Here is a 22,948-nt window from a genome sequence, read left to right as displayed (position 1 = left end):
ACCATTTGGCAATGGAAAAGCACCCCTTGACCGCTCACCAAAAAGCTTGAACATGCTGGCGTATTGAATTTGACGTTGTTGCAAACGTCAAATTCAAAAAATCCACCAGATTGATAAACTTACCAGTGGTCTTTTAGATTCCGACATTTGCTCGGCACTGGTAACAATAGGAAGCAAATGTCGGAATCAGACCACTAGCCATGTGTGGACGTTTTTCATTGACTGCAAGCCGGGAAGAGCTGGAAGCCTTCGCGGCCGCGTTGATCGCGGAGGATTTTCCTCCACGGTATAATATCGCGCCGACGCAGCCTATTCTAACCATTATCGGCGGCGAAACGCCGCCGCCGGGGAGCAACAGGCCGGATCGCGTCGGATTGCTGGTGCGTTGGGGATTTGTGCCGTCATGGGTTAAGGACCCGAACGACTGGCCGCTGATGTTCAACATCCGCTCCGAAACGGCTGCGGAGAAGAATTCGTTTCGCGCTGCTCTCAATCATCGACGCGCCCTGATCCCGGCATCGGGCTTCTATGAATGGCGTCGCGAGGGGAAGAACAAGGCTCAGGCTTACTGGGTACGCCCGCGAAAGGGCGGCATTGTCGCTTTCGGGGGCTTGATCGAGACATGGAGCAGCGCCGACGGCTCGCAGATCGATACCGGGGGCATACTGACGACGAGCGCCAACGGCCGGTTGCGACCCATCCATGAAAGGATGCCGGTCGTCGTGCAGCCGGAAGATTTCGCCCGCTGGCTGGACTGCAAGCGTTTTCTGCCGCGGGAAGTGGCGGATATAATGCGCCCGGCTCAGGATGATTTCTTCGAGGCGATTCCCGTGTCGGACAAGGTCAACAAGGTAGCCAACACGACGCCCGATTTGCAGGATCGTGTGGAGGAGCAGCTATCTTCGGAGCGTGCAGTAGCGAAGCGAAAGAGCAAGCCCGAATCCGATGACGGCAATGACGGGCAGCTTTCGATGTTCTGACAGCATTCGCCAGTCTTCCTGGACTGGCGCTGTTTGTAACGCTTTCACCGACTCCGGGTGCTGAACCAGATAAGCTTTCTCAGCCGGGCTTCTTGACGGCGAGAATGGAGCGCCGACGATTGTCGTTACGACCGTCGCTGCTGCGCCGCGTTGCGTTCAGCAATGCTGCAACAAGCACGGCAGGCCCGATCTCGCGGTATTTATCAACCAGTCGGTCTTGGCGGGGTTGCAGTTCACTCTTAGACATTGGTCCTTCCTTTCGATAATGCCTGTTCACCATTTTGTGATTGATTGAGACCGAATGAAGGCTGTTTGGAGCCGGTTTTGGGGTATTCTGGGTGATGCAGTGGAGGGTGTATACGTGTTGCAAAATTGCAACATTTGCGGCCATCTGGCCAAACTATCAGGCACGTAGCGAAAGTTCTTGACGGAAGCACCCCTGCTGAGGATAAGTGCTGGCATGAAAACGCCGACCACGATCATTTGTATTTGTGCGATTATTATTGGCTAGCAGCTTGCTGGCCCGGCCGTTTTCGTCTCCCTTCATAAAAATTGGATGATAACGCCCCGGCTAGTTGGCTGCAGTCAGTCGCGCACTGATTTCACAGGTCTTTTTGGGGAATATTTACAATGGCTTATGCGCCGCAACTGCGTCTGTACAACACGCTGACCCGCACCAAGGAGGAATTTTCTCCCCTCGATGCCGACAATGTGCGCATGTATGTCTGCGGCCCCACGGTTTATGATTTCGCGCATATAGGCAATGCCCGTCCGGTGATCGTTTTCGACGTGTTGTTCCGCCTGCTGCGTCATATCTATGGCGCGGATCACGTTACCTATGCGCGCAACATTACGGACGTCGATGACAAGATCAACGCCCGCGCCGCGCGCGATTATCCTGATCTGCCGTTCAATGAAGCCATTCGCCGGGTGACGGAAAGCACCAACGCGCAGTTTCAGGCAGACGTGACGGCGCTTGGCAATCTGGCACCGAGCGTTCAGCCGCGCGCGACCGAGCATATGGACGAAATGCGCGCCATGATCGATCGTCTGGTGAAGCTTGGTGTGGCCTATGTGGCCGAGGATCACGTCCTCTTCTCGCCGTCCGCCATGAACGAGCGGAAGGGACCGCGCTACGGCGCGCTTGCCCGCCGTTCGCTGGATGAGATGCTCGCTGGCGCCCGCGTGGACGTTGCCTCCTACAAGCGGGACGAAATGGATTTCGTCCTGTGGAAGCCCTCGAAGGAGGGCGAGCCGGGCTGGCCGTCCCCCGCAGGGATCACGGTGTTGGGCCGTCCGGGCTGGCATATCGAATGCTCGGCAATGTCGATGGCCAAACTGCTTGAGCCGTTCGGCGGTGGCCTGAAATGCGACGATCCGCTGAAGAACCAGTTCGACATTCATGGCGGCGGCATCGATCTCGTTTTTCCACATCACGAGAATGAAATCGCGCAATCATGCTGCGCATTCGGCACCGAGCGGATGGCGAGCATCTGGATGCATAACGGCTTCCTGCAGGTCGAAGGGCAGAAGATGTCGAAATCGCTCGGTAATTTCATCACCATTCGCGATGTGCTGAATGAGGGCCTGCCGCAACTGGGCGTCTGGGACGACGCCAATGTGCGTGATCGCTGGGTTGGTCTGGCGGCGCGCCTGTCGATGTTGCAGACGCATTATCGCGAGCCGATCAACTGGACGGCGCAGCGTCTGGCGGAATCCGCCGAGGAGCTGCATCGCTGGTATGGCCTGCTGCGCGACAGGAATTTCACGGTGCCGGAAACGCTGACCGCAGTCGGCGAGGTGGTGGAGGCCCTGTCCGACGATCTCAACAGCTGGACAGCGATCACGGCATTGCGCAAGGCTTTCAAGGCGCGCGATGTTGCCGGGTTGGGCGAGGGCATGGCGCTGCTGGGCCTGTTCGATCCGCATTTCGTAACGGCTGAAGATATTCCGGTTTTCGCGAAGGCCGAAGTGGACAGCGAAGCTGTCGAAGCCCGGATTGCGGAGCGTCTGCGCTTTATCAGTGAGAAGAACTGGGCCGAGGCTGATCGTATTCGCGATGAACTGCTTGGCGAAGGTATCCAGCTCAAGGATGGCAAGGACCCGGAAACGGGCGAGCGCATCACGACATGGGATGTGGTAGGTTAGCCAAAGACTGGATCAAGGGGAGGACGACATGACGCTAGATAATAAACCGATCTATACCGGCGGCTGCCAATGCGGTGCGGTGCGCTTTCGCGTCGACGGCGCGCTGGGGTCCGCATCGATCTGTCATTGCCGCATGTGCCAGAAGGCGTTCGGCAATTTCTATGCGCCGCTGGTGTCGGTGAGAGAGGCGAAACTGGAATGGACCCGCAACGAGCCGAAGCGCTTCCGTTCGTCCAATCACGTGCAGCGTGGCTTCTGCCCTGAATGCGGCACGCCGCTTACCTATGAAGCGCCCGACGGGGTCGCTCTTGCCATCGGCGCTTTCGATGCGCCGGAGGAAATCGAGCCCACCATTCAATGGGGGATCGAAAAGCAACTGTCCTATGTGCCGAAGCTCGCAAATCTTCCCGGCTATCCAACGGAACGCGATCCGGAGAGCATCGAATATGTAAGAACGTTGGTTTCCTACCAGCATCCTGATTACGACACTGAAAGCTGGCCGCAACAGCAAGGTTGACCGAACCGCATACCCACCGACAGGCAGGCAAGAATGGCACGCGAGCGCATCTACATCTACGACACCACGCTAAGGGATGGGCAGCAGACACCCGGCATCGACTTCTCTGTGGAGGACAAGAAGTCGATTGTCGTGCTGCTGGAAGAACTGGGCGTCGACTATGTGGAAGGCGGATATCCGGGTGCCAACCCGACCGATACGGCGTTTTTCAAGCGCCGCCAGACTGCTCGCGCCAAATTCGCCGCCTTCGGCATGACGAAGCGTGCAGGCGTTTCGGCGTCCAATGATCCCGGCCTTTCCAGCCTGTTGCAAGCCTCTGCCGACGCGGTTTGCTTTGTTGCCAAAAGCTGGGACTATCATGTCCGGCTCGCGCTGGGCTGCACCAATGAGGAAAACCTGGAGTCGATCACGGCCTCGGTCACTGCTGCCCGCATGGCAGGGCGGGAAGCACTGGTCGATTGCGAGCATTTCTTCGATGGATATAAGGCCAATCCCGAATATGCGCTTGCCTGTGCCAAGGCGGCCTATTCCGCGGGTGCGCGCTGGGTCGTTCTTTGCGACACGAATGGCGGCACACAGCCGTCCGAAGTTGCCGAAATCATCGCTGCCGTTACGGCTGTGGTTCCGGGCGAAAGCCTTGGCATCCACGCCCATAACGACACGGAACAGGCGGTTGCGGTTTCGCTTGCGGCGATTGATGCAGGCGTGCGTCACGTGCAAGGGACGCTCAACGGTATCGGCGAGCGCTGCGGCAATGCCAATCTCATTTCTCTGATCCCGACCCTTGCGCTGAAACCCTATTGGTCTGAGCGTTTTGAACTGGGGATCAAGCCAGCCGCGCTGAAAGGCATCACGCGCATTTCACGCGCCTTCGACGACATCCTGAATCGTGCACCGGCGGAGCAGGCACCCTATACCGGCACCTCCGCTTTCGCGACCAAGGCCGGAATTCATGCCTCCGCGCTGCTCAAGGAGCCGCAGACCTACGAGCATGTGCCGCCTGAATCGGTTGGCAATGACCGGCGTGTCATGGTTTCGGATCAGGGTGGAAAGTCCAATTTCATCGCCGAACTGGAGCGCCGGGGCATTCGCGTCGCGAAAGACGATGTGCGCCTCGATACGCTGATTGCGCTGGTCAAGGAGCGCGAGGCGGAGGGTTATGCCTATGAGGGCGCGGATGCGAGTTTCGAGCTTCTGGCGCGCAACATGCTGACGCCGCAGCCGGAATTCTTCAAGGTCGAATCCTTCCGCTGTCTCGTCGAGCGGCGCTTCGATGCCAATGGCATGCTGAAGACTGTTTCGGAAGCCGTGGTCAAGGTGGAGGTCGATGGCGAGGTTCGCATGTCGGTGGCTGAAGGACACGGCCCCGTCAACGCGCTCGATATCGCACTGCGCAAGGATCTGGGGCGCTTTCAGGCCGAGATTGAGGATCTTGAACTGGTCGATTTCAAGGTGCGTATCCTCAATGGAGGAACGGCTGCTATCACGCGCGTCCTGATCGAGTCCGGCGACGCGACCGGCGCCCGCTGGCGCACAGTCGGCGTGTCGGACAATATCATCGATGCGTCGTTCCAGGCGCTGATGGATTCGGTCAATTACAAGCTGATGAAAAACCGCTCGATGGCCGGGCAGGCCGCTGCCGAGTAAACTCGTCTGTTCACGACGATTGATGCTTGGATCAGTTTAATTGAATGGATTTTATGGATTGTTGAGCGCATAGCGGTTCCATGTTGATCCGTCTGCCAATTGCAATGGGCGGACCGTTTTCGCCCGAGGAGAGAGGCATGTCTGATCAGACCATCACCGATACGCGCCTTTCCGATGGGGCACGCGGATTTCTGATGGCTCTTGGAGCCTATGGGCTCTGGGGTGCCTTGCCATTCTATCTCAAGGCGCTATCCCACATTCCGGCAATGGAGGTCGTGTCGCACCGTGTGATCTGGTCGGTGCCGGTCGCGCTCCTTCTGCTGGTTGCCCTCGGGCAGTTCCGGGACATTCTCAATGCGGTGCGCCAGCCGCGCATGCTGGCCATGGCGGCTTTGACAGCTGCACTTATCACCTCCAACTGGTCGATCTATGTCTGGGCTGTTGCGCACGATCAGGTGATGGGTGCGGCGCTTGGCTATTACATCAATCCACTGTTCAATGTCGTTCTGGGCGGGCTGTTTCTTGGTGAACGTCTGACGAAGGTCCAGTATATTGCCGTTGGATTTGCGTTTGCGGCAGTGCTTTTGCTGACTATCAATGCCGGCGGCCTGCCTTGGGTATCTCTGGCCTTGCCGATCACATTTGGTCTTTACGGATTCTTCCGTAAATCACTGCCTATGGCGCCGTTGCAGGGGTTCACGCTCGAAGTGCTGATTCTGTGCATTCCGGCGCTCGGCTATGTGCTGTGGCTGGCGGCAAACGGTCAGGACCATTTCTCGACCGGACCTGCCTTTAATGTGACGATGCTGCTTCTGGCCGGGCCATTCACGGCCATCCCGCTGATCCTCTATGCGGGCGGCGCGAAACTGCTTCGCTATACGACCATCGGTCTCATGCAATATATGACGCCGACGATGCTGTTCTTCTTCGCCATCTTCATTTTCCATGAGCCGTTTTCGGCCGCGCAGCTCGGTGCCTTCGCGCTGATCTGGGCGGGGCTTGCGCTCTATACGTGGTCGATGCTGATCGAACATCGCCGGGGGCGTGCGAAGGCCTGATCGCAACGGTTTTCTGAAATGGGTTCGCTTACCGTGGATATCTCCGCGGCGAGCCTTATTTTAGCCGCTGTCTTTATCGCTTATCCGTCGATAATCCAGCGGTAGAGAACTGTTAAAATGGCCTTCGGATCAGCTTCAGCAAGCGAAACAAGGGCTGCTGCAACGGCGGAGCGGGAGCTTGCGGCCTTTGGCGCCGCCCTGAAGGGGGAGCCGCTTTCCTCCCACAGCTTGAAACCATTCGGGCAGGTCCGGTTTTCCTTGCATACCCACCTGCGGTTCTGTCTGGCGCTGGCAGCCGCAACGGTCATTGCCGGAGGCGGACTTCTGTTTACGACCGGGCGGCTTGTGCGCCATGGTCACGCCGCACAACCTGTCTTGGTGAACCCAACGACCCTGACCCAACATCACGCTGCACTGAAAGAGGCGCGACTGCTGCCAGCAGTAAATGCCGATCCGGCCAGCCGCATATCGCGGCGTATCGATATCGCCGAAGGCGTCGAGGATGGTGACGCGCGTCTCTACACCTATCAGCATGTGGTTCTCGACCTCAAAGGTTCCAACCGATCTCAGATTGATGACACATTGCGCGGAGGGAACTCCGAACGGAAACCCATGCCGAAACGACCCGAGCAAGAACTGGAGCGAGGCGTGCCGATCAATGTCAGCCTCGCCAAACCGGCGGTTGGTGCGGGGGCAAAAGTGCATGAAATTGTCGTTGCGCCACAGTCTCGCGAACGATTGGGCGCGTTGTTGCAGGCGGCCGGTATCGCTGTCGAGGACAGCACGCGCCTGGAAGAAGCCCTGGCACGCACCGAACTGGTGCCGGGCGATAATCTTGAGCTGCTGGTCGACAAGTCCAGGCAGCAGGCCGATGGAGAGCAGCATATCGCGCTTGCGCGCTTCGTGCATGGCGATATCGATAAGGCAATTTATGGACGAGCTGACGACGGCGTTTTTCGGGCCACCGGCAACGAACGCCTCTTTGCCCGCTTGTCACGCGATGCGATGCTGACGGCTTATCGCCCGCAAAAGGCACCGGACAGCAGCGGCCCCATTCCGTTTCGGCTGGAGCAGGCGGGCGCACCGGGCGCCATCGTCAGCGAGGTCGAGAAGCTGGCTTCGCAGAACGGCATTTCGCTGAATGGCGCCAGAAAGCCGGACATGATCGACCTTCTGTTCCGCAGGAGCGCCGAGACAGAACCGGAACTGGTTTTCGTCGAGTTCACGACAGACGGGAAAAGCCGTCGCCTGTACCGACATGAAGGCGATGGCGGTGCCGGATATTTTAATGAAGATGGCTCGTCCATGACGAAATATCTCATGCCGAAGCCGCTGCCCAATGGCCGTCTCAACGATGGTTTCGGCTGGCGCGTTCATCCCGTTCTGCATGTGCGCAAACATCACAATGGCGTCGACTATGACGCGCCGACCGGCTCGCCCATCGTTGCGGCAGGCGATGGCGTGGTGGAACTGATCTCGTATCAAAAAGGATATGGCAAATATGTCCGTATCCGCCATCAGGGCGGCTATAGCACGACCTATGCGCATCTTTCATCGGCCAGAAAGGGCTTGAGGGTCGGCGAAAAGGTCAAGCAGGGAGAGGTAATCGCCTATGTCGGCTCGACCGGCTACTCGACCGGCCCGCATCTCTATTACGAGCTCAAGGTCGGCGATCAGTATGTCGACCCGCTGACAGCGCGTCTCAACGCTGGTGAAAAGCTGACCGGCTCATCCCTGAACAGCTTCCGCGAGGAAATCGACCATGTGGGGCAGATCGTCAACGAAATGAAGCTGCCCGTCATGCCTGCTGTGCCCGAAACCACAAAGTCAGCGTCGGGTAAAAGCAGCCGTCACCACTGATTACTTTATCGGTCGATAGGCATTCGCCAGCGCGACAAATTCCTCGACGCTGAGCGTTTCGGCGCGGCGTGTTCCGTCTATACCTGTCTTTTCGAGAAGCTCGGCTCCGCCAACCGGTTTCAGGCTCTGGCGCAGCATTTTGCGGCGCTGTCCGAAAGCAGCTTGCGTGATCTGGCCGAGAGCCTGCGCGTCGCAGGGCAGCGGATCTTCCCGCGGGATGATATGCACGACCGACGACATGACCTTCGGCGGCGGCGTGAACGCCTGCGGCGGCACGTCGAAGCTGATCTTGGAAACGGTTCGCCATCCGGCAAGCACACCCAGACGCCCATAGTGGTCGCTGTCGGGCGCCGCGACGATGCGTTCGGCAACCTCGCGCTGGAACATCAGCGTCATGGACGAATAGAAGGGCGGCCATGGCTCGACCAACAGCCAGTTGAGCAGAAGCTGCGTGCCGACATTGTAAGGCAGATTGGCAACGATGCGCGGCTTCGGCCCGTCTGGAAACAGGGCCGCAAAATCCTGCTCCAGCGCGTCGCCGGAGATAATGCGCAGACGCCCCGGATAATGCGCCTCGATTTCGGCCAGCGCATCCAGGCATCGTTCATCGCGCTCGATTGCCGTGACATAAGCGCCTTGCGCAAGAAGCGCGCGGGTCAGGCCGCCGGGGCCGGGACCGACTTCGATAACGGGCTGGTCTTGCAGATTGCCTGCCTGGCGCGCAATTTTCGAGGTCAGATTGAGATCGAAGAGAAAATTCTGGCCGAGCGATTTCTTCGGCATCAGGTCATGCCGTTCGATCACTTCACGCAAGGGAGGAAGATTATCTATGCTCATGCTCAACCGTTCGCCGCGTTTTCTGCCAATTGCTGCGCCAGACGAATAGCGGCCACGAGGCTGTCCGGACGGGCGATACCCTTGCCTGCAATATCGAAAGCGGTGCCGTGGTCGGGCGATGTGCGAATGAAGGGAAGGCCCAGCGTCACATTCACCGTTTCGTCAAAGGCCAGCGCTTTGGCGGGGATGAGCGCCTGATCGTGATACATGCAGATCGCGGCATCATAGGTTGCGCGGGCAGGCGCGTGAAACATGGTATCGGCAGGCAGGGGGCCGCGAGCGTCTATCCCTTCGTGGCGCAACGCCTCGATTGCAGGAAGGATGATGGCGTCGTCCTCCTTGCCCATGGTCCCGCCTTCGCCAGCATGCGGGTTAAGCCCGGATATGGCCAGTCGCGGGGAAGGAATGCCGAAGCGCACCTTCAGTTCGGCGGCGGTGATCCGCGAAATTTCGATGATATCCGCCGTGTTCAGCCGCACGGGAACTTCGGAAAGCGGAATGTGAATAGTGACTGGAACAGCGCGAAGCTGCGGCCCTGCCAGCATCATGACTGGCGTTACCGGCTTACCCGTGTGCTTGCCTGCAAGTTCTGCCAGAAATTCCGTATGGCCGGGATGCTGGAATCCTGCTTCGTAAAGCGGTTTCTTCGAAATCGGGCAGGTGACGACTGCCGCTGCCTCACCCTTCAGGGTAAGTTCAACCGCCCGCTCAATAGCTTCGATAATGCCCGCAGCGTTTTCCGGCAGAGGCTTGCCAACACACTCAGTCAGCTTGTTCTCAAGCGGGAGCACCGGCAATGCGTGAGCAAATACACGGCTTGCGGCGGAAACGGCGGTGATGTCCTCAATCTCGATTTGAAGTCCGAGATGTCGCGCACGCGCGTCCAGTTGCAGCGGATCTGCCAGCAAGGCAAACGGCGGTAACGAAAGCTCGTTGCGCCGCAACCATGCCGCAAGCGCAACATCGGGGCCTATGCCGGATGGATCGCCAATGCTGAGGGCGAGAGGAGGAACAGGTGCTGCCGACATCGCGTCAATATTCCATGGAGACAGATGAAACCGTCAGGGTTTTGCGTTGGAAAATGAGACAAAACAAGCAGTTAGAGCGTTTCCGACGTTTCCATTCAAACTGGAAATGCTCTAGCGATTGATGATTTTCGCCTTCTCGCGCAGTTCGCCCAGATATTTCTCGCTGAGCTGTTCCGCCTTCTTTTCCTGTCCCTCAGGAGAATCCGCGCCTTCCATGGAGAAAACGAGCTGGGCAACGCGGTCATCCGATACCTGCTTGGTTGAGCAGACAGCCAGGAACTCTACGCCCTTTTCGGTTTCCTGCGGCGGGGTGGTGCCGCCAACCGATGTGGACTTGATCGCTTTCGACCATTCGTTCGGCAATTGCTGCTCGATGATGCGGCCAAGATCGCGAACGGTCACGTCAAGAATGCCCTTGGCCTGCTGACGGGTCGCATCGCAGCTCTGGAAGCGCGAGCGGAGCGCGTTTGCCTCCTGCTTGCGCTTGGCAAGCAGGGCGGGGGAGCGCTTGGAAGCGGGTACCACGAAAATGACCTGCTGGAGGCGGTATTCGGTTGCGACGGGCTTCTTGCCGCCTTCCTTCAGCATGCGCTGGACCGCATCCTGCTCGCTGACCATGCCGGTCGCACGGAAGCGGGCGCTGACAAGACGACCCCAGCCCATCTGGACCATGATGTACTTCTTGAAGTGATCCGGCGTGACGCCCGACTGGTTCATCAACTGGTTCAGTTGCGCCAGGCTCATCTTGTTGCGGCTGGCAAACCCGGCATAAGCCTCGTCTACCTGCTGATCCGAAATGTTGATGCCGCGCGATTTCATTTCGATGCGCTTCAACATTTCGTCAGTCAGTTCCTGTTTGGCAACTTGACTGAGATTGCCGCCCTTGCGCTGCAATTTCAGGAAGGCCATACGGTGCTGAATGTCACTATTGGTGATGGCGTTGCCGGAAACGATGACCTTGACCTCAGAACCCGCACCTGCAGCGAATGCCGGAACTGCAACCGTCCCCAGCGTGGTCAGGCAGATTGCGGCGCTCAGCATGGAGGCGAAAAGAGGTCTTGCAATCATCATCTTTCTTTCCCGATTCCTTCCGGTTAGCCAACGACAATTCTCACCGGACATATCCCCGGCATGGTCATTGCCGCCATTCAGCCGAGCAACAATCATATCAGCGGCTCATCATAAGCTGCCTGTATAAATGAGCCAGTGCGGCGAAACAATGACCCAAAAGCTATTTTACGAAGCTTGTATCGTCTGAATACTGCAAAAAGGAAGCCAGATTAAGCTCTGAAGTGTAAATTTCTGTATCGAATGAAATGAAAAGACCGGAAGCATTTCCAACGCTTCCGGTCTCTTAAGTTTAGAATGTCTGGCTGCCACTGCCTATATCACCCAGTGTGCGCAGCGAAATGTTGAAGCCGACGCCATGGGATGCTTTATCATCGCCCGGGTTACGGGTCTGGATATAATTCATGGAGTAGGTGAAGCACTCGTCATCATAGGCGAGGCCTGACGATGCGCGGACCAGTGTTTCGGAAACCAGATCATAGGTGCCCGAACCGAAAACGCGCCAGTTCGTGTTGATACGCGCTGTGGCCGAACCGGTGATTTCCTGACGAAGGTCGTTATATCCGTAAGCTGGCTGAGGCGCGATATAGGCATATTGCGCCGAAACCGTCAGCTTCTGCCAGCTCTGCTGGGCTTCAAGTTCGCCGCGACGAACCGAGAAGCTATCCTTGTCGAAGCGTCCGCGAGCAGCGAGGGCAAGACCCGTCGAGTTGGATGTGCCGATCATGGCCACATAGTCGGAGCGTGCATCCTGCAGGCCGGAATCTGCGCCGACATTCAGGAAATCGCTCGTGCCGTACGAGTTCACGCCGCCCAGCTGGAAGGACTGGCCGCCAAGGGCGTAAAGAGCCCAGTCGCTATTGTCGAAGTTGCCCGAATAGCGCAGGCCGAGATTGGCGCGTGTGCCACCTTCAACACGGTCATAACCGGAGAACTTGTCACGCGAGAACAGGTTGGTCGCGTCGAAGACGAAGCTCTGTGCGTCCTCATTCGGCAATTCGCCTGCATAGCGTTCGTTATTGCGAATATAAAGCTGCGCAATCGGCTCGATAATATGGGTCGAGCTGGTGCTCGAGAACAGGATCGGCCAGCGCAGTTCAAGCCCGGCGGTCGCCATGGCGCGAAACGCCTCCGAACGCACGAGCGCATCCGTATAACCGGCATCTGCCAGATTGAAGTTCGTATTGGCGCCAATCGCGTCGCCGCGCAACGCCAGCAACGGCGTGATGACCAAACCGGCAGGCGTGATGAATGTACGCTTCCATTCCGCTTCTGTGGTCAGGCGCGCATTGGTTCCATCGAAGCCCGGAACACGGGGATAACGAGGGCCGATAAGGTTGCCGTTAACATCCCTGACCGCAGGCGTATAATTCGCATTCTGGCGATAAAGAACCTGCAAATTGGTATTGAAGTTCAGCTCGCCGCCATAGACCGGATCAGGCACCGTGTACGAATAATCCAGGCTCGGGAGGACCCAAGGCTGCTTCGAGTGCATCTCATACGGGCTGTCCGCGAGGAGGGATTCCTGCACGTTGAAGCGATAGAAATTCAGGTCGAAATAGTTACGGTTATTGATACCCGTGAGGTAGATCTTCGAAACCTGCGTTCCGGCATTATAGCCGTCAATGCTATAGGTGCGGCTGAAATTCCGGTCGGTCTGTGCCATCACATCCCAACCGAAGCGCCAGCGCGAATTGAGCTCGAAATCGCCCTTCGAGGCGACCATGCCGCGATTGTCTTCGTAGCGGTCTACAGAAGCCGCATCGAATTTTTCCGGCTTCATCTGGTGAATGCCGGCAATGCGAAGATTGTAGGTGCCGTTTTCAAGACGATGACGCCATTCCGCTTCGGTGAGGAAGCCCTGCTTGGTATAGCCGGTCGTGGAAAGCGTCAGGTCGTAGTTCGGCGCGAGCGCCCAGAAATACGAATTCTTGATGCCGACGCCCAGTTCATCCTTGTAGGAAAAGCCCGGAAACAGGAAGCCGCTCTTGCGCTTCACCGTCGGGTCGGCCATTTCGAATGCCGGGAACCATGCAAGCGGCATGCCGAGGAACTCGAAGCGGCCACGCTCGAAACGAACGGTCTTGGTCGCGCTGTTCCAGATAATCTTGCGGGCCTTGATCTGCCAGAGAACGGGCTTGTCGGGGTTCTTGGCGCAGGGTTCGCAGGCCGTATAGACGCCATTGTTGAACGTCGTGATTTCGCCATTGCTGCGCTCGGCGCTTTCGGCGGCAAAACGGGTATTGTCCGTCGTCTCGACGCGCAGGCCGTTTACGAAGCCGTCGCGGAAACTGTCGGTAATATCCATATGGTCGGAGTAGATCTTGTTACCGTCGCGCTCGACGATCTCAACATTCCCCGTTGCGGTCATGCGCCGCGTCTGCTGGTTATAGGTCACCTTGTCGGCAACCAGATGATTGCCGTCATACTCGATGCGCACCTTGCCCTGTGCCGTGACGGTGTTCACATCGCGGTCATAGACGAGCTCGTCAGCTTGCAGAAGCATGCGTGCACTTGGATCGCTCTGGTAATTGGCACCGAGAGCGTCCTGAGCCGATGCGGGTGAGGGCAGGGCCGCGACAGAAATGAAAGGCAAAGCAAGGACGCACGCCAAGGCCGTCCCGCGCGCAAGGCGCGAGAGTGAATGGGGCAATACCATGCGGGCGTTACTCGAACCCACTAACCATCCTCCTTATGCAACAGAAAGGAGACACCAAAGAATGTCGCGATAATAACCGGAACCCAGGCAGCCACGAACGGCGGAACGAATCCCGCATTCCCGAATGCCTTCACCAGCACCGAAACGACATAAAGCATGAAGCCTGCAATAACGCCACCCAGAATCATCGCTCCCGACTGGCCAAATCGCACAAATTTCAGCGACACTGTTGCAGCAATGAGAGTCATCGCCATCAGCAATGCCGGCAAAGCCAGAAGTGACTGGTATTGCATGTCAAATGCGTTTGCGGAGTAGCCGAAGGAACGCGCGACCTCGATCTTGCGGCGCAACTGCGTGAAGGGGATCGTGTCCGGCGTCGCGAGCTTTTCTTCCACATATTCCGGGCGCAGCTGCGTCTCGATCTGGAAACTCGCCATCTTCTGGGGTTCTTGGCCGCGCGCGAATCGCGTCACATCGGTCAGCTGCCAGTGTCCGTCCTTTAGCTGCGCCGTGCGTGCGTCGTAGCGTTCCTTGATGTTCTTCTTTTCATCGAACTGAATGAATGTCGCGTCGGCAAGCGTCGCGCCCTGATCGAGAATGCTTTTTGCGCCGATGATGGTTTCGCCTTCATCGGTCTTCTGGCGCAGCCATGGATCGCGCAGGGCGGAAACATCGGTAATCTTGCCGGTCTTCCAGGTGGAAGCGATCTCATCGGCCTTTGCAAAGCCGTAAGCGGCGAACGGATTGAGGACGAAGATCGTGGCCAGCCCGAACAGGAAGGCGCCGAAGCAGGCGGGCAGAAGAAACTGCCAGGCCGACACGCCGACCGAGCGGGCGACGACCAGCTCGTATTTTCTGTTGAGCGAGATCAATGTCGCCATTGCCGAGAACAGGGCGACGAAGGGGATCATCTGCTGCATGATGAAGGGCACGCGCATGGCGGAAAGCCCAAGCGCTGCCCACACGGAATAATCCGGCAGGTTTGAAAGCTTGCTCGCATTCTCGGTGAAATCGAGAAGCAGCGACAAAGCAAAAATGCCGAGCAGAAAATAGAGCGTGATCTGCACGTAGCGGATGAAGAAATAGCGCCCAAGCGTCCAGCCGATCATGCCTTTCCTCCGGCATTTTTGCGCGAACGTCCGGTGATGCGGGCATAGAGTGCCGAGCCCTGGCGTCTCAAACTGTCGAAACCGTCAAGAATGCGGTCGTTCCATTTGTCGGGCAGGCCGATGCGTCGCCCGGTGGCGAGCGCAAAGCCCGTCACGAGGATGACGGCAAGCGGGACGAGGTACATCACGACGATATAGCCTGCATCCTTGTCGGCGCGGTCAGAGGCGAAATAGCCTGCCCAATAGACGAGAAGGGCGGTGCTGATCGCCGAGAAGGACGCGGACACACGCGCCTCGCGATGCGAACGGGAATCGCCTGCGAAGGCCAGCGCAATCATCGCAAACACAACCGGATAGAGCCATTGCGTCAGGCGCCGGTGCAATTCGGCCTTGTAGCGCAGCGGACGCGTCTGGAGGATGGGATCGTTCGGGTCCGGGTTCAGCAGATAGGAAAGCGGCCGGTCCTTCGCATAGATGACGAAATCATCGCCTGCCGAGGCAAACTGGCTGAGATCGAACGCATAGGAATTGAACTTGATGATCGAAACCGTGCCATCCGACACATCACGGCGCTGCACTTCGCCGTTCTGCATCAAAAGCATGTCGCCGCTCGGCGTCGAAGCGATCGCGCCATCGGCAGCATAATAGATGAGGTCGAGCGCCGGATCGCGGGAATCGGCAATGAAAAGCCCGCCGATGCTGCCATCGGCGCGCCGTTCCGCGACCTGGATATAGAGATTGTCCGCAAGTTTGCGGAAATTGCCTTCCTGAACGATGACATTCATGAGGTCGGCGCTGGCATTGGCGATCATCGCGCGCATGTTCATGCGCGCATAGGGATCGACATAATTAGCAACCAGAAACGAAACGATGGAAATAGCCGCAGCGAGAATCAGGATCGGGCGCATGACCGCGCTGCGCGGCGCGCCGGACGCATTGATGACGACCAGCTCGGAATCCTGGTTCATGGTGGAAAGCGTCTGCGTGATCGCAATAATCAGCGCAAACGGCATCACAAGCGGAATGGCCGAGGGTATCAAAAGCGAACTGAACTGAACGATGGTCTGGAATGTCTGGCCGCTGGTGGTCAGAAAATCGATGCGCTGGAGCACCTGCACGGTCCAGGTGATTCCGACCGCAGCGCCAAGCACTGCGAGGAACATGATCGCCACCCGGCGCAGGATGTACAACTCGATCAATCGCATAGGTGGAGTCTACATCCCGGTTCCGTTGATGAGCGCGCACCCGGAAAAGGCTGCCGCACTCGTGATAATCACTAAACTAATGACGCTTGGCTAAGATTGACCCAATAAACGCGGTTAACAGATTACTAAAACCACCGCGAAGATGCCAGCGCTGTCATTGTCCTTAATGGGTGATGAGCCGCTTCAAGGCAACCAGTTTTTGCTGCGAGCGGATGCGACGGGTTTGCAATTGTGTCTTGCACGGTTTTCCTCTGGCTAGGCTGTAGTGACGAATTAACTTACGGTTTGGCGCGAGGGTATTTTGTTGCTGAACAGGAGAAACGACCGCCGTGGAGTTGATCTCCACAAGGGAGTTTCGACACATTCAGAAGCAAAATACACCGCGTCCCTTCGGGATATGGCAAAAAAATCTCCATCTTGGCGTCGCAAAACCTCGATGGAGATACACTCCACCTTCGGTTTCGCTCCTAAAGCTGAAGATTTTTTGCTCATACCAAACCACAAGTTAATTCGTCACTACAGCCTAAAACTGGAACAATCTTGGTTCCACTCTTGCTGTTTCGCCATATTCGTCTCACATGAGAAGGGAAAAGTCGCGACACAATCGTGTCATTCCCAAATCGACACCAAGTTTGGAGTTGTCATGTCTAAACGTCCTTCGATCTCTTTCAGCGATTTTGCAGCACCGGAAAAAGGCGTATCCATCGTCCTCGTCGCCAAGGGCGGCGGCTTTGCCGACGAAGCGGCTCTGGCTGCTGGCGGTGCGGAAAAGATCAGGCGTATTGCCGAAATTTCTGGATTCACTGGCGCGTTGGGCAAGACGGCTGAAGCAATCGAAACGACTTCCGGCGGCGTTGAGAAGATCGTGCTGGTCGGCGTTGGCGAGCCCGGCAAGCTTGGCAATGATGACTGGTTGAAGATTGGCGGCGCCGCATTCGCCCGAATCGGCAAGGCTGAACGCGCAACCGTTACGCTCGCCTTGCCCGAGACCACCATCGCCGGAGATGAAGCAGCCGATCTCGCCTTGGGCATGATTCTGCGCTCCTACAAGTTTGAACGCTACAAGACGCGCAAGAACAATGAGGACAATGGCGATCCGAAACACGCGGCCAAGGTCAGCATCTGCGTTGCCGATCCGCATACGGCAAAGCGTGCCTTTGAAGTTGCCGAAGCAGTGGCGGACGGCGTTATCCAGGCGCGCAATCTCGTCAACGAGCCTGCGAATATTCTGGGACCCGTCGAGTTTGCGCAGGAAGCCGAAAAGCTCGAAAAGCTTGGTGTGAAGGTCGAGATTCTTGGCGAAAAGGAAATGAAGAAACTCGGCATGGGCGCGCTTCTGGGCGTGGCGCAGGGTTCCGTTCGTCCGCCGCGGCTGGTCGTCATGGAATGGCAGGGCGCGAAGAGCAAGGAAAAGCCGATTGCCTTCGTCGGCAAGGGCGTGGTGTTCGATACGGGCGGCATCTCCATCAAGCCTGCTGCTGGCATGGAAGATATGAAGGGCGACATGGGCGGCGCGGCAGCCGTCACCGGGTTGATGCGCGCGCTGGCCGGGCGCAAGGCGAAGGTCAATGCCATCGGCGTTATCGGTCTTGTGGAAAACATGCCCGACGGCAACGCCCAGCGTCCGGGCGATATCGTTACCTCCATGTCCGGGCAGACGATTGAAGTCATCAATACCGATGCTGAAGGCCGCCTCGTTCTGGCCGATGCGCTGCACTATACGAACGACCGTTTCAAGCCGCGCATCATCATCAATCTGGCCACGCTTACGGGCGCTGTCATGGTCGCGCTCGGCCAGTATCATGCCGGTCTCTTCTCCAATGACGACGAACTTGCGGACCAGCTCTACGACGCAGGCCAGTCGACCGGCGAAAAGCTGTGGCGCCTGCCGCTCGGCACCGAATACGACAAGATGATCGATTCGAAATTCGCCGATATGAAGAACAGCGCTGGCCGTTATGGCGGTTCCATCACGGCGGCGCAGTTCCTCAAGCGCTTTGTTGGCGAGACCCCTTGGGCGCATCTCGACATTGCCGGAACCGCCATGGGTTCGCCTGCCAACGAATATAGCCAGACCTGGTCTTCCGGCTATGGCGTCCGCCTGCTGGACCGCCTTGTCCGGGATCATTTCGAAAGCTAAAACAATAAGATGGGTGGAGAAGCGGAATCAGTTTCTCCACCCTTTCGCGAAACGGATAGTGCATGGCGGAAATTCTCTTCTACCATCTGACGGAATCCACACTCGATGAGGCCTTGCCGGGTCTGGTCGAGCGCTCGCTCGGGCGTGGCTGGCGTGTCGCGATCCAGACCGTCAGTGAAGAAAGACGCGATGCGCTCGACGGCTTGCTCTGGACCTTCTCCGACACCTCTTTCGTGGCGCATGGCACCGACAAGGAGCCTCACCCCGAACACCAGCCGGTCCTGCTGACCACGAGTGAAGCCAACCCGAATGGCGCGACGGTGCGCTTTCTCGTGGAAGGTGCGGGGCTGGAACAGGCGGATGCCTATGAGCGGCTTGTCGTCATGTTCGATGGACACGATCAGGAGCAGCTCGATATTGCCCGGGCGCAATGGAAGAGCTTCAAGGTGGAGAACCACGATTTGACCTATTGGCAGCAAACGCCGGATCGCCGCTGGGAGCGCAAGGCGTGATGCGGGCATTTTTCATTTTGATGATCGTTGCCGGTTTCGGCCTTGCTATCGGCTATCCCTGGTATATGCGCCATTTCACGGGCAGCGAGATTGGCCGCTGGACCATGCTGGAAAACCGGCAGAGCGGCTTCAAGATACAGGAAGTCAGGCTGTCGGCGGCTGATGGTCCGGTGCGCGTGTTCATCGATGCGACGCCCTTGCAGGGCTATGTCCCAGCCGAACGGCGTTCGGCGGTGACGCTCGCTGTCAGCCGCGACGGGATGCCTGTTCTTTCGCAGGGGCTTGATTTTGCCTCGACCAGCGGCTCCATCAATACGGACCGCCCGCAGGACGGCAGCGTTCTGCGCCAGAGCGCAGGCGATATCGATCCCGTCATTCCGGGGCTTTATGCATTTCGTCTGATACAGGGAAATACGGACGGGCTTCAGATTTCAAAAGCCGATCTCGTGTTGCGGCGCGGGGCGGAAACGCCCGATGAGGTTTATACGACCATCGGCTTGATCCTCGGCGCATTCGGTCTTTATGCCTTGATGCGCACGCGACTGCGTCCCCAGAGCTGATTGATAACGATGTTTGGCCGGATTTCCGATAGATTGCTGCTGTTGCTGCTTTCGGCTCTGGCCGCGCTTCTCGCGCTGATACCGCTCGAAAGGCTGGGGCTCTTCGGTTCCTCTTTCGAGGGGCAAAGCGGTTATGCCGTTCTTTATTTTGGATTTCCGGTTCTGACTGTCGTTTTCGCGATTTTGGCGGTGCGGTTGATGCCTCGTCCCTTGCCGGTCGCCATGCGCCTTATCGGCTGGGTTGTGCTTGCAATCGCGCTTTTCTTGATGGCCGCATAGGGTACGGATCTAGAGCACGTCTCCCGAAAGTGGGAACCGGTTTCGGGAGACATGCGTAAAAACAAACAGATAGAGCGGCTCCAACGACTCCGTTTTAACCGGAATCGCTCTAAGTGATGGCCGCTTTTAATCGGCCATTGCTTCTTCATATTCGGCCGACATTTCCAGCCATTTGTCCTCAGCATCCGCAAGGGCAGAGCGTGCATCGCTCATGTCCTTGTTGATACGGATCGCCTTTTGCGGTTCCTTCTCGTAAAGGGCCGGGTCTTCGAGTTGTGACGAGAAGACTTGAATCTGTTTCTGCAGCTTTTGAATCAAGGCCTCGGTTTCCTTGATCTTTTTTTGCAGCGGCGCCATGGCCTCGCGCTTCTGGGCAGCGAGTTTTCGCTGTTCGGCCTTGTTGATCTTGGCACTGTCGTCACGGTCGGAAGCCGGTTCCCCCTTGGCGTCGGCCAGAACGATCTGACGGTATTCGTCGAGATCGCCTTCAAAGGCCTTCACGCCGCCTTCGCGCACCAGCCAGAGGCGTTCCATCGTGGCTTCGATCAGGTGGCGGTCGTGAGCGATCAGGATCACCGCGCCGTTGAACGCGTTGAGCGCATGCACAAGCTCTTCACGGCTGTCGATATCGAGATGGTTGGTCGGTTCGTCGAGGATCAGCAGGTTCGGGCCGTGGAAGGTCGCAAGACCCATCAGGAGGCGCGCTTTTTCGCCGCCGGAAAGGTCTTTCGCCGGTGTCAGCATCTTTTCCGTCGAAAGGCCCATCTGTGCGACACGGGCGCGGACTTTTGCTTCAGGCTCTGTCGGCATCAGCTTGCGCACATGCTCGATGGCATTGTCTTCCGGTATGAGATCATCCAGCTGATGTTGCGCGAAGAAGGCAACCTTCAGATTGGGCGAAACCGTGAGCGTGCCTTTTTCGGGCGTCAGGCGGCCGGCAATCAGCTTGGCCAGCGTGGATTTGCCGTTGCCGTTCGAGCCGAGGAGGGCGATGCGGTCGTCATTGTCGATGCGCAGCGTCACATTGCGCAGCACCGGCTTGCCCGGCACGTAGCCGACATCGGCGTTGTCCAGCGCGATGATGGGGGAGGCGGCCTTCTTTTCCGCATCCGGGAAACGGAAAGGCTGCACATGGCTTTCGACATAAAGCTCAATGGGTTTAAGCTTTTGCAGCGCCTTCAGGCGCGACTGGGCCTGCCGCGCCTTGGTGGCCTTGGCGCGGAACCGCTCCACGAAGCTTTCCATATGCTTGCGGTGGGCTTCCTGCTTGGCATGGGCCTTTTGCTGCAATTCCAGCATCTCGTGCCGCTGGCGCTCGAACTGGTCGTAATTGCCGCGCCAGAAGCTGATCTTCTTCTGGTCGAGATGCATGATCGAGCTGGTGGCCGAGTTCAGGAGATCGCGGTCGTGGCTGATGATGATGACCGTGTGCGGATAACGCTTCACATAGTCGACCAGCCACAGCACGCCTTCAAGGTCGAGATAGTTGGTCGGTTCATCGAGCAGCAGCAGGTCCGGCTCGGCGAAGAGAACCGCAGCCAGTGCCACGCGCATGCGCCAGCCGCCAGAGAAAGCTGACGCTGGCTGGCGTTGCGCTTCCGCGCTGAAACCGAGGCCGGAGAGGATGGCGCCAGCGCGCGCTTCCGCTGAATGGGCGTCGATATCGGCAAGGCGCGTATGAATTTCGGCGATGCGATGCGGATCGGTCGCGGTGGCCGCTTCTTCAAGAAGTGCCGCGCGCTCCTTGTCCGCTTTCATGACGATTTCGATCAGCGCTTCGTCGGTGCCGGGCGCTTCCTGCGCGACCTGGCCGATACGGGTGTTTTTCGGCAATGAGATGTTGCCGGTTTCCGGCGCGAGATCGCCCGTAATCACGCGAAACAGCGTGGATTTGCCGGTGCCGTTGCGTCCCACGAAACCCGTCTTCGATCCCGCTGGCAGCGTCACGCTGGCGTGGTCGATCAGGAGGCGTCCGGCGATGCGTACGGAAATGTCGTCAAGGATAAGCATGATGAAAGCGCTTTTGCACGGCTTGAAGCGTTTCCGCAAGTATCAACATCAGTCAGGCGAAACGCCGTCCGCCTTCCGTTCGCAGGAAATGCATGAGATCGAGTGATGGCGCTTCCGTCCCCAGTCTTGTGAACGCGGTATGGATCTGTCCGCGATGATGCGTCTGATGATTGAACATATGGGCAAGCGACGGAGCCAGCCGCTGGCTTATCGTGCGCATTTCATTGAGCGCCGTGTAGCTGTAGCGACCGCCAAGCTTCTGGGTGTCGAGTTCGTCCGCATAGCGGCATATGCGCGCGTCTTCCGCCTGCCGCAGATCGCGCAGCATGATGAAATTGTCGGAAATGATTGCATCGAGCGTCTTCGGATGGTCGCCTTCGGTGGTGAACCGTTTCATCCAGATGCGGTCGGCAACCAGTATGTGATTGAGCGTGCGATGGATGGAGCCGAAGAACAGGCCGAGATCAAGCCTGTATTCCTCGTCGCTCAACTCGGCGGCGGCGGCATAGACCAGTTCATTTGCCCATCGGTTGTAATAGGCGAACATTTGAAAGTGCTGTTCCATGAAAGCCCCTAGCTGTCGCTCCCTGCGCGGTTGAATCGACGCGGCATCATCTATGCAATCAATTTTCTGTCGTCTCAAGGTGCTAATCGGTTCGCCTCTTGGCAATCGTGCCTATCGACGGTATAGAGCCTCACTTTTCTGAAAATCCCAGCACAAGGTGTCATAATGGCAATCGAACGTACCTTCTCCATGATCAAGCCCGATGCGACCCGCCGCAACCTGACCGGCGCCATCACCGCCAAGCTCGAAGCAGCTGGCCTGCGCGTCGTCGCTTCGAAGCGCGTCTGGATGAGCCTGCGTGAAGCTGAAGGCTTCTATGCTGTTCACAAGGATCGCCCTTTCTTCGGCGAACTGACCGAATTCATGTCTTCCGGCCCGACGGTCGTTCAGGTTCTGGAAGGCGAAAACGCCATCGCCAAGAACCGCGAAGTCATGGGCGCAACCAACCCGGCAAACGCTGACGAAGGCACCATCCGCAAGGAATTCGCCCTGTCGATCGGCGAAAATTCCGTACACGGTTCGGACGCTCCGGAAACCGCCGCGGAAGAAATCGCATACTGGTTCTCGGGCACTGAAATCGTCGGCTGATCCCAACGAGAATATAAAGAAAAAGCCCGGTTCGACCGGGCTCAGGCTGCTGACAAACCCCTGGCTATGTCGGGGGTTTTGTGATTCTGTGGGTCATGTTGAAGAAACCCGCCGCCGAACAGACCGCGCTCGAGATGGTGACGCTCGATCAACTGGTCCCGAAAGATCATCTGCTTCG

20 protein-coding genes are annotated in these 22,948 nt (G+C 57.8%); 11 read left to right on the top strand and 9 right to left on the bottom strand.

Annotated features, from left to right (window positions below):
- The first annotated feature begins 200 nt into the window (after nt 1–200).
- The gene (locus AC0TNJ_RS00590; RefSeq protein WP_473769895.1) at nt 201–980 is read left to right on the top strand and encodes an SOS response-associated peptidase; all 780 of its coding nucleotides are present in this window, start codon (nt 201–203) and stop codon (nt 978–980) included.
- Nucleotides 981–1,059: 79 nt separating this feature from the next.
- Here AC0TNJ_RS00590 and AC0TNJ_RS00585 read toward each other — a convergent pair whose 3' ends face one another.
- Nucleotides 1,060–1,227 carry a hydrolase gene (locus tag AC0TNJ_RS00585; protein ID WP_122000034.1) on the bottom strand — a complete coding sequence of 56 codons (168 nt, stop codon included), beginning with the start codon at nt 1,225–1,227 and terminating at the stop codon, nt 1,060–1,062.
- 383 nt (nt 1,228–1,610) lie between these two features.
- Here AC0TNJ_RS00585 and cysS point away from each other — a divergent pair, with 383 nt between their 5' ends.
- From cysS to AC0TNJ_RS00560, 5 genes are all read left to right on the top strand, one after another.
- Nucleotides 1,611–3,128, top strand: a complete 1,518-nt coding sequence (gene cysS / locus AC0TNJ_RS00580; protein WP_473769894.1) for a cysteine--tRNA ligase — start codon at nt 1,611–1,613, stop codon at nt 3,126–3,128.
- A 28-nt stretch (nt 3,129–3,156) separates the two neighbouring features.
- Complete coding sequence (locus AC0TNJ_RS00575) at nt 3,157–3,645, top strand: GFA family protein (protein WP_473769893.1); 489 nt, start codon at nt 3,157–3,159, stop codon at nt 3,643–3,645.
- Nucleotides 3,646–3,678: 33 nt separating this feature from the next.
- Nucleotides 3,679–5,292, top strand: a complete 1,614-nt coding sequence (gene cimA, locus AC0TNJ_RS00570; RefSeq protein ID WP_122000037.1) for a citramalate synthase — start codon at nt 3,679–3,681, stop codon at nt 5,290–5,292.
- A gap of 137 nt (nt 5,293–5,429) precedes the next feature.
- The gene (rarD, locus tag AC0TNJ_RS00565) at nt 5,430–6,350 is read left to right on the top strand and encodes an EamA family transporter RarD (RefSeq protein ID WP_122000038.1); all 921 of its coding nucleotides are present in this window, start codon (nt 5,430–5,432) and stop codon (nt 6,348–6,350) included.
- Between the two features lie 117 nt (nt 6,351–6,467).
- Nucleotides 6,468–8,210 carry a peptidoglycan DD-metalloendopeptidase family protein gene (locus AC0TNJ_RS00560; RefSeq protein ID WP_473769892.1) on the top strand — a complete coding sequence of 581 codons (1,743 nt, stop codon included), beginning with the start codon at nt 6,468–6,470 and terminating at the stop codon, nt 8,208–8,210.
- Here the strand turns inward: AC0TNJ_RS00560 and rsmA are convergent, their stop codons facing one another.
- The 6 genes from rsmA to lptF all read right to left on the bottom strand — a co-directional run bounded on the left by rsmA (nt 8,211) and on the right by lptF (nt 16,116).
- The gene (gene rsmA, locus AC0TNJ_RS00555) at nt 8,211–9,047 is read right to left on the bottom strand and encodes a 16S rRNA (adenine(1518)-N(6)/adenine(1519)-N(6))-dimethyltransferase RsmA (protein ID WP_473769891.1); all 837 of its coding nucleotides are present in this window, start codon (nt 9,045–9,047) and stop codon (nt 8,211–8,213) included.
- Nucleotides 9,048–9,049: 2 nt separating this feature from the next.
- Nucleotides 9,050–10,075 carry a 4-hydroxythreonine-4-phosphate dehydrogenase PdxA gene (gene pdxA, locus AC0TNJ_RS00550; RefSeq protein ID WP_473769890.1) on the bottom strand — a complete coding sequence of 342 codons (1,026 nt, stop codon included), beginning with the start codon at nt 10,073–10,075 and terminating at the stop codon, nt 9,050–9,052.
- A gap of 111 nt (nt 10,076–10,186) precedes the next feature.
- Nucleotides 10,187–11,146 carry a peptidylprolyl isomerase gene (locus AC0TNJ_RS00545; protein WP_473767642.1) on the bottom strand — a complete coding sequence of 320 codons (960 nt, stop codon included), beginning with the start codon at nt 11,144–11,146 and terminating at the stop codon, nt 10,187–10,189.
- Between the two features lie 289 nt (nt 11,147–11,435).
- A complete protein-coding gene (locus AC0TNJ_RS00540; RefSeq protein WP_473769913.1) occupies nt 11,436–13,802 on the bottom strand; it encodes an LPS-assembly protein LptD in 2,367 nt (788 codons plus the stop codon).
- 20 nt (nt 13,803–13,822) lie between these two features.
- Nucleotides 13,823–14,911 (bottom strand): LPS export ABC transporter permease LptG, encoded by a 1,089-nt coding sequence (gene lptG, locus AC0TNJ_RS00535; RefSeq protein ID WP_122000044.1) that lies wholly within the window; start codon nt 14,909–14,911, stop codon nt 13,823–13,825.
- Nucleotides 14,908–16,116 carry an LPS export ABC transporter permease LptF gene (lptF, locus tag AC0TNJ_RS00530; protein ID WP_473769889.1) on the bottom strand — a complete coding sequence of 403 codons (1,209 nt, stop codon included), beginning with the start codon at nt 16,114–16,116 and terminating at the stop codon, nt 14,908–14,910. Before lptF ends, lptG begins: the two co-directional genes overlap by 4 nt.
- A 643-nt stretch (nt 16,117–16,759) precedes the next feature.
- On the opposite strand from lptF, the gene AC0TNJ_RS00525 reads away from it, so the two are divergent.
- The 4 genes from AC0TNJ_RS00525 to AC0TNJ_RS00510 all read left to right on the top strand — a co-directional run bounded on the left by AC0TNJ_RS00525 (nt 16,760) and on the right by AC0TNJ_RS00510 (nt 19,607).
- Nucleotides 16,760–18,256 (top strand): leucyl aminopeptidase, encoded by a 1,497-nt coding sequence (locus tag AC0TNJ_RS00525; RefSeq protein WP_473769888.1) that lies wholly within the window; start codon nt 16,760–16,762, stop codon nt 18,254–18,256.
- 62 nt (nt 18,257–18,318) lie between these two features.
- Nucleotides 18,319–18,768 carry a DNA polymerase III subunit chi gene (locus AC0TNJ_RS00520; protein ID WP_473769887.1) on the top strand — a complete coding sequence of 150 codons (450 nt, stop codon included), beginning with the start codon at nt 18,319–18,321 and terminating at the stop codon, nt 18,766–18,768.
- Complete coding sequence (bspB, locus tag AC0TNJ_RS00515; RefSeq protein ID WP_473769886.1) at nt 18,768–19,328, top strand: type IV secretion system effector BspB; 561 nt, start codon at nt 18,768–18,770, stop codon at nt 19,326–19,328. Before AC0TNJ_RS00520 ends, bspB begins: the two co-directional genes overlap by 1 nt.
- Before the next feature lie 33 nt (nt 19,329–19,361).
- Complete coding sequence (locus AC0TNJ_RS00510) at nt 19,362–19,607, top strand: hypothetical protein (protein WP_473769885.1); 246 nt, start codon at nt 19,362–19,364, stop codon at nt 19,605–19,607.
- A gap of 126 nt (nt 19,608–19,733) precedes the next feature.
- Here AC0TNJ_RS00510 and AC0TNJ_RS00505 read toward each other — a convergent pair whose 3' ends face one another.
- Nucleotides 19,734–21,617, bottom strand: a complete 1,884-nt coding sequence (locus AC0TNJ_RS00505) for an ATP-binding cassette domain-containing protein (RefSeq protein WP_122000240.1) — start codon at nt 21,615–21,617, stop codon at nt 19,734–19,736.
- Nucleotides 21,618–21,669: 52 nt separating this feature from the next.
- Nucleotides 21,670–22,182, bottom strand: a complete 513-nt coding sequence (locus AC0TNJ_RS00500) for a DinB family protein (protein WP_473769884.1) — start codon at nt 22,180–22,182, stop codon at nt 21,670–21,672.
- A 165-nt stretch (nt 22,183–22,347) separates the two neighbouring features.
- On the opposite strand from AC0TNJ_RS00500, the gene ndk reads away from it, so the two are divergent.
- Nucleotides 22,348–22,770, top strand: coding sequence for a nucleoside-diphosphate kinase (ndk, locus tag AC0TNJ_RS00495; protein ID WP_006466421.1), 423 nt, complete (start codon nt 22,348–22,350; stop codon nt 22,768–22,770).
- Nucleotides 22,771–22,948 lie beyond the last annotated feature (178 nt).

This window comes from Ochrobactrum sp. PL_is483 (assembly GCF_055816855.1).
This window is presented reverse-complemented; position numbering and strand designations above follow the sequence as displayed.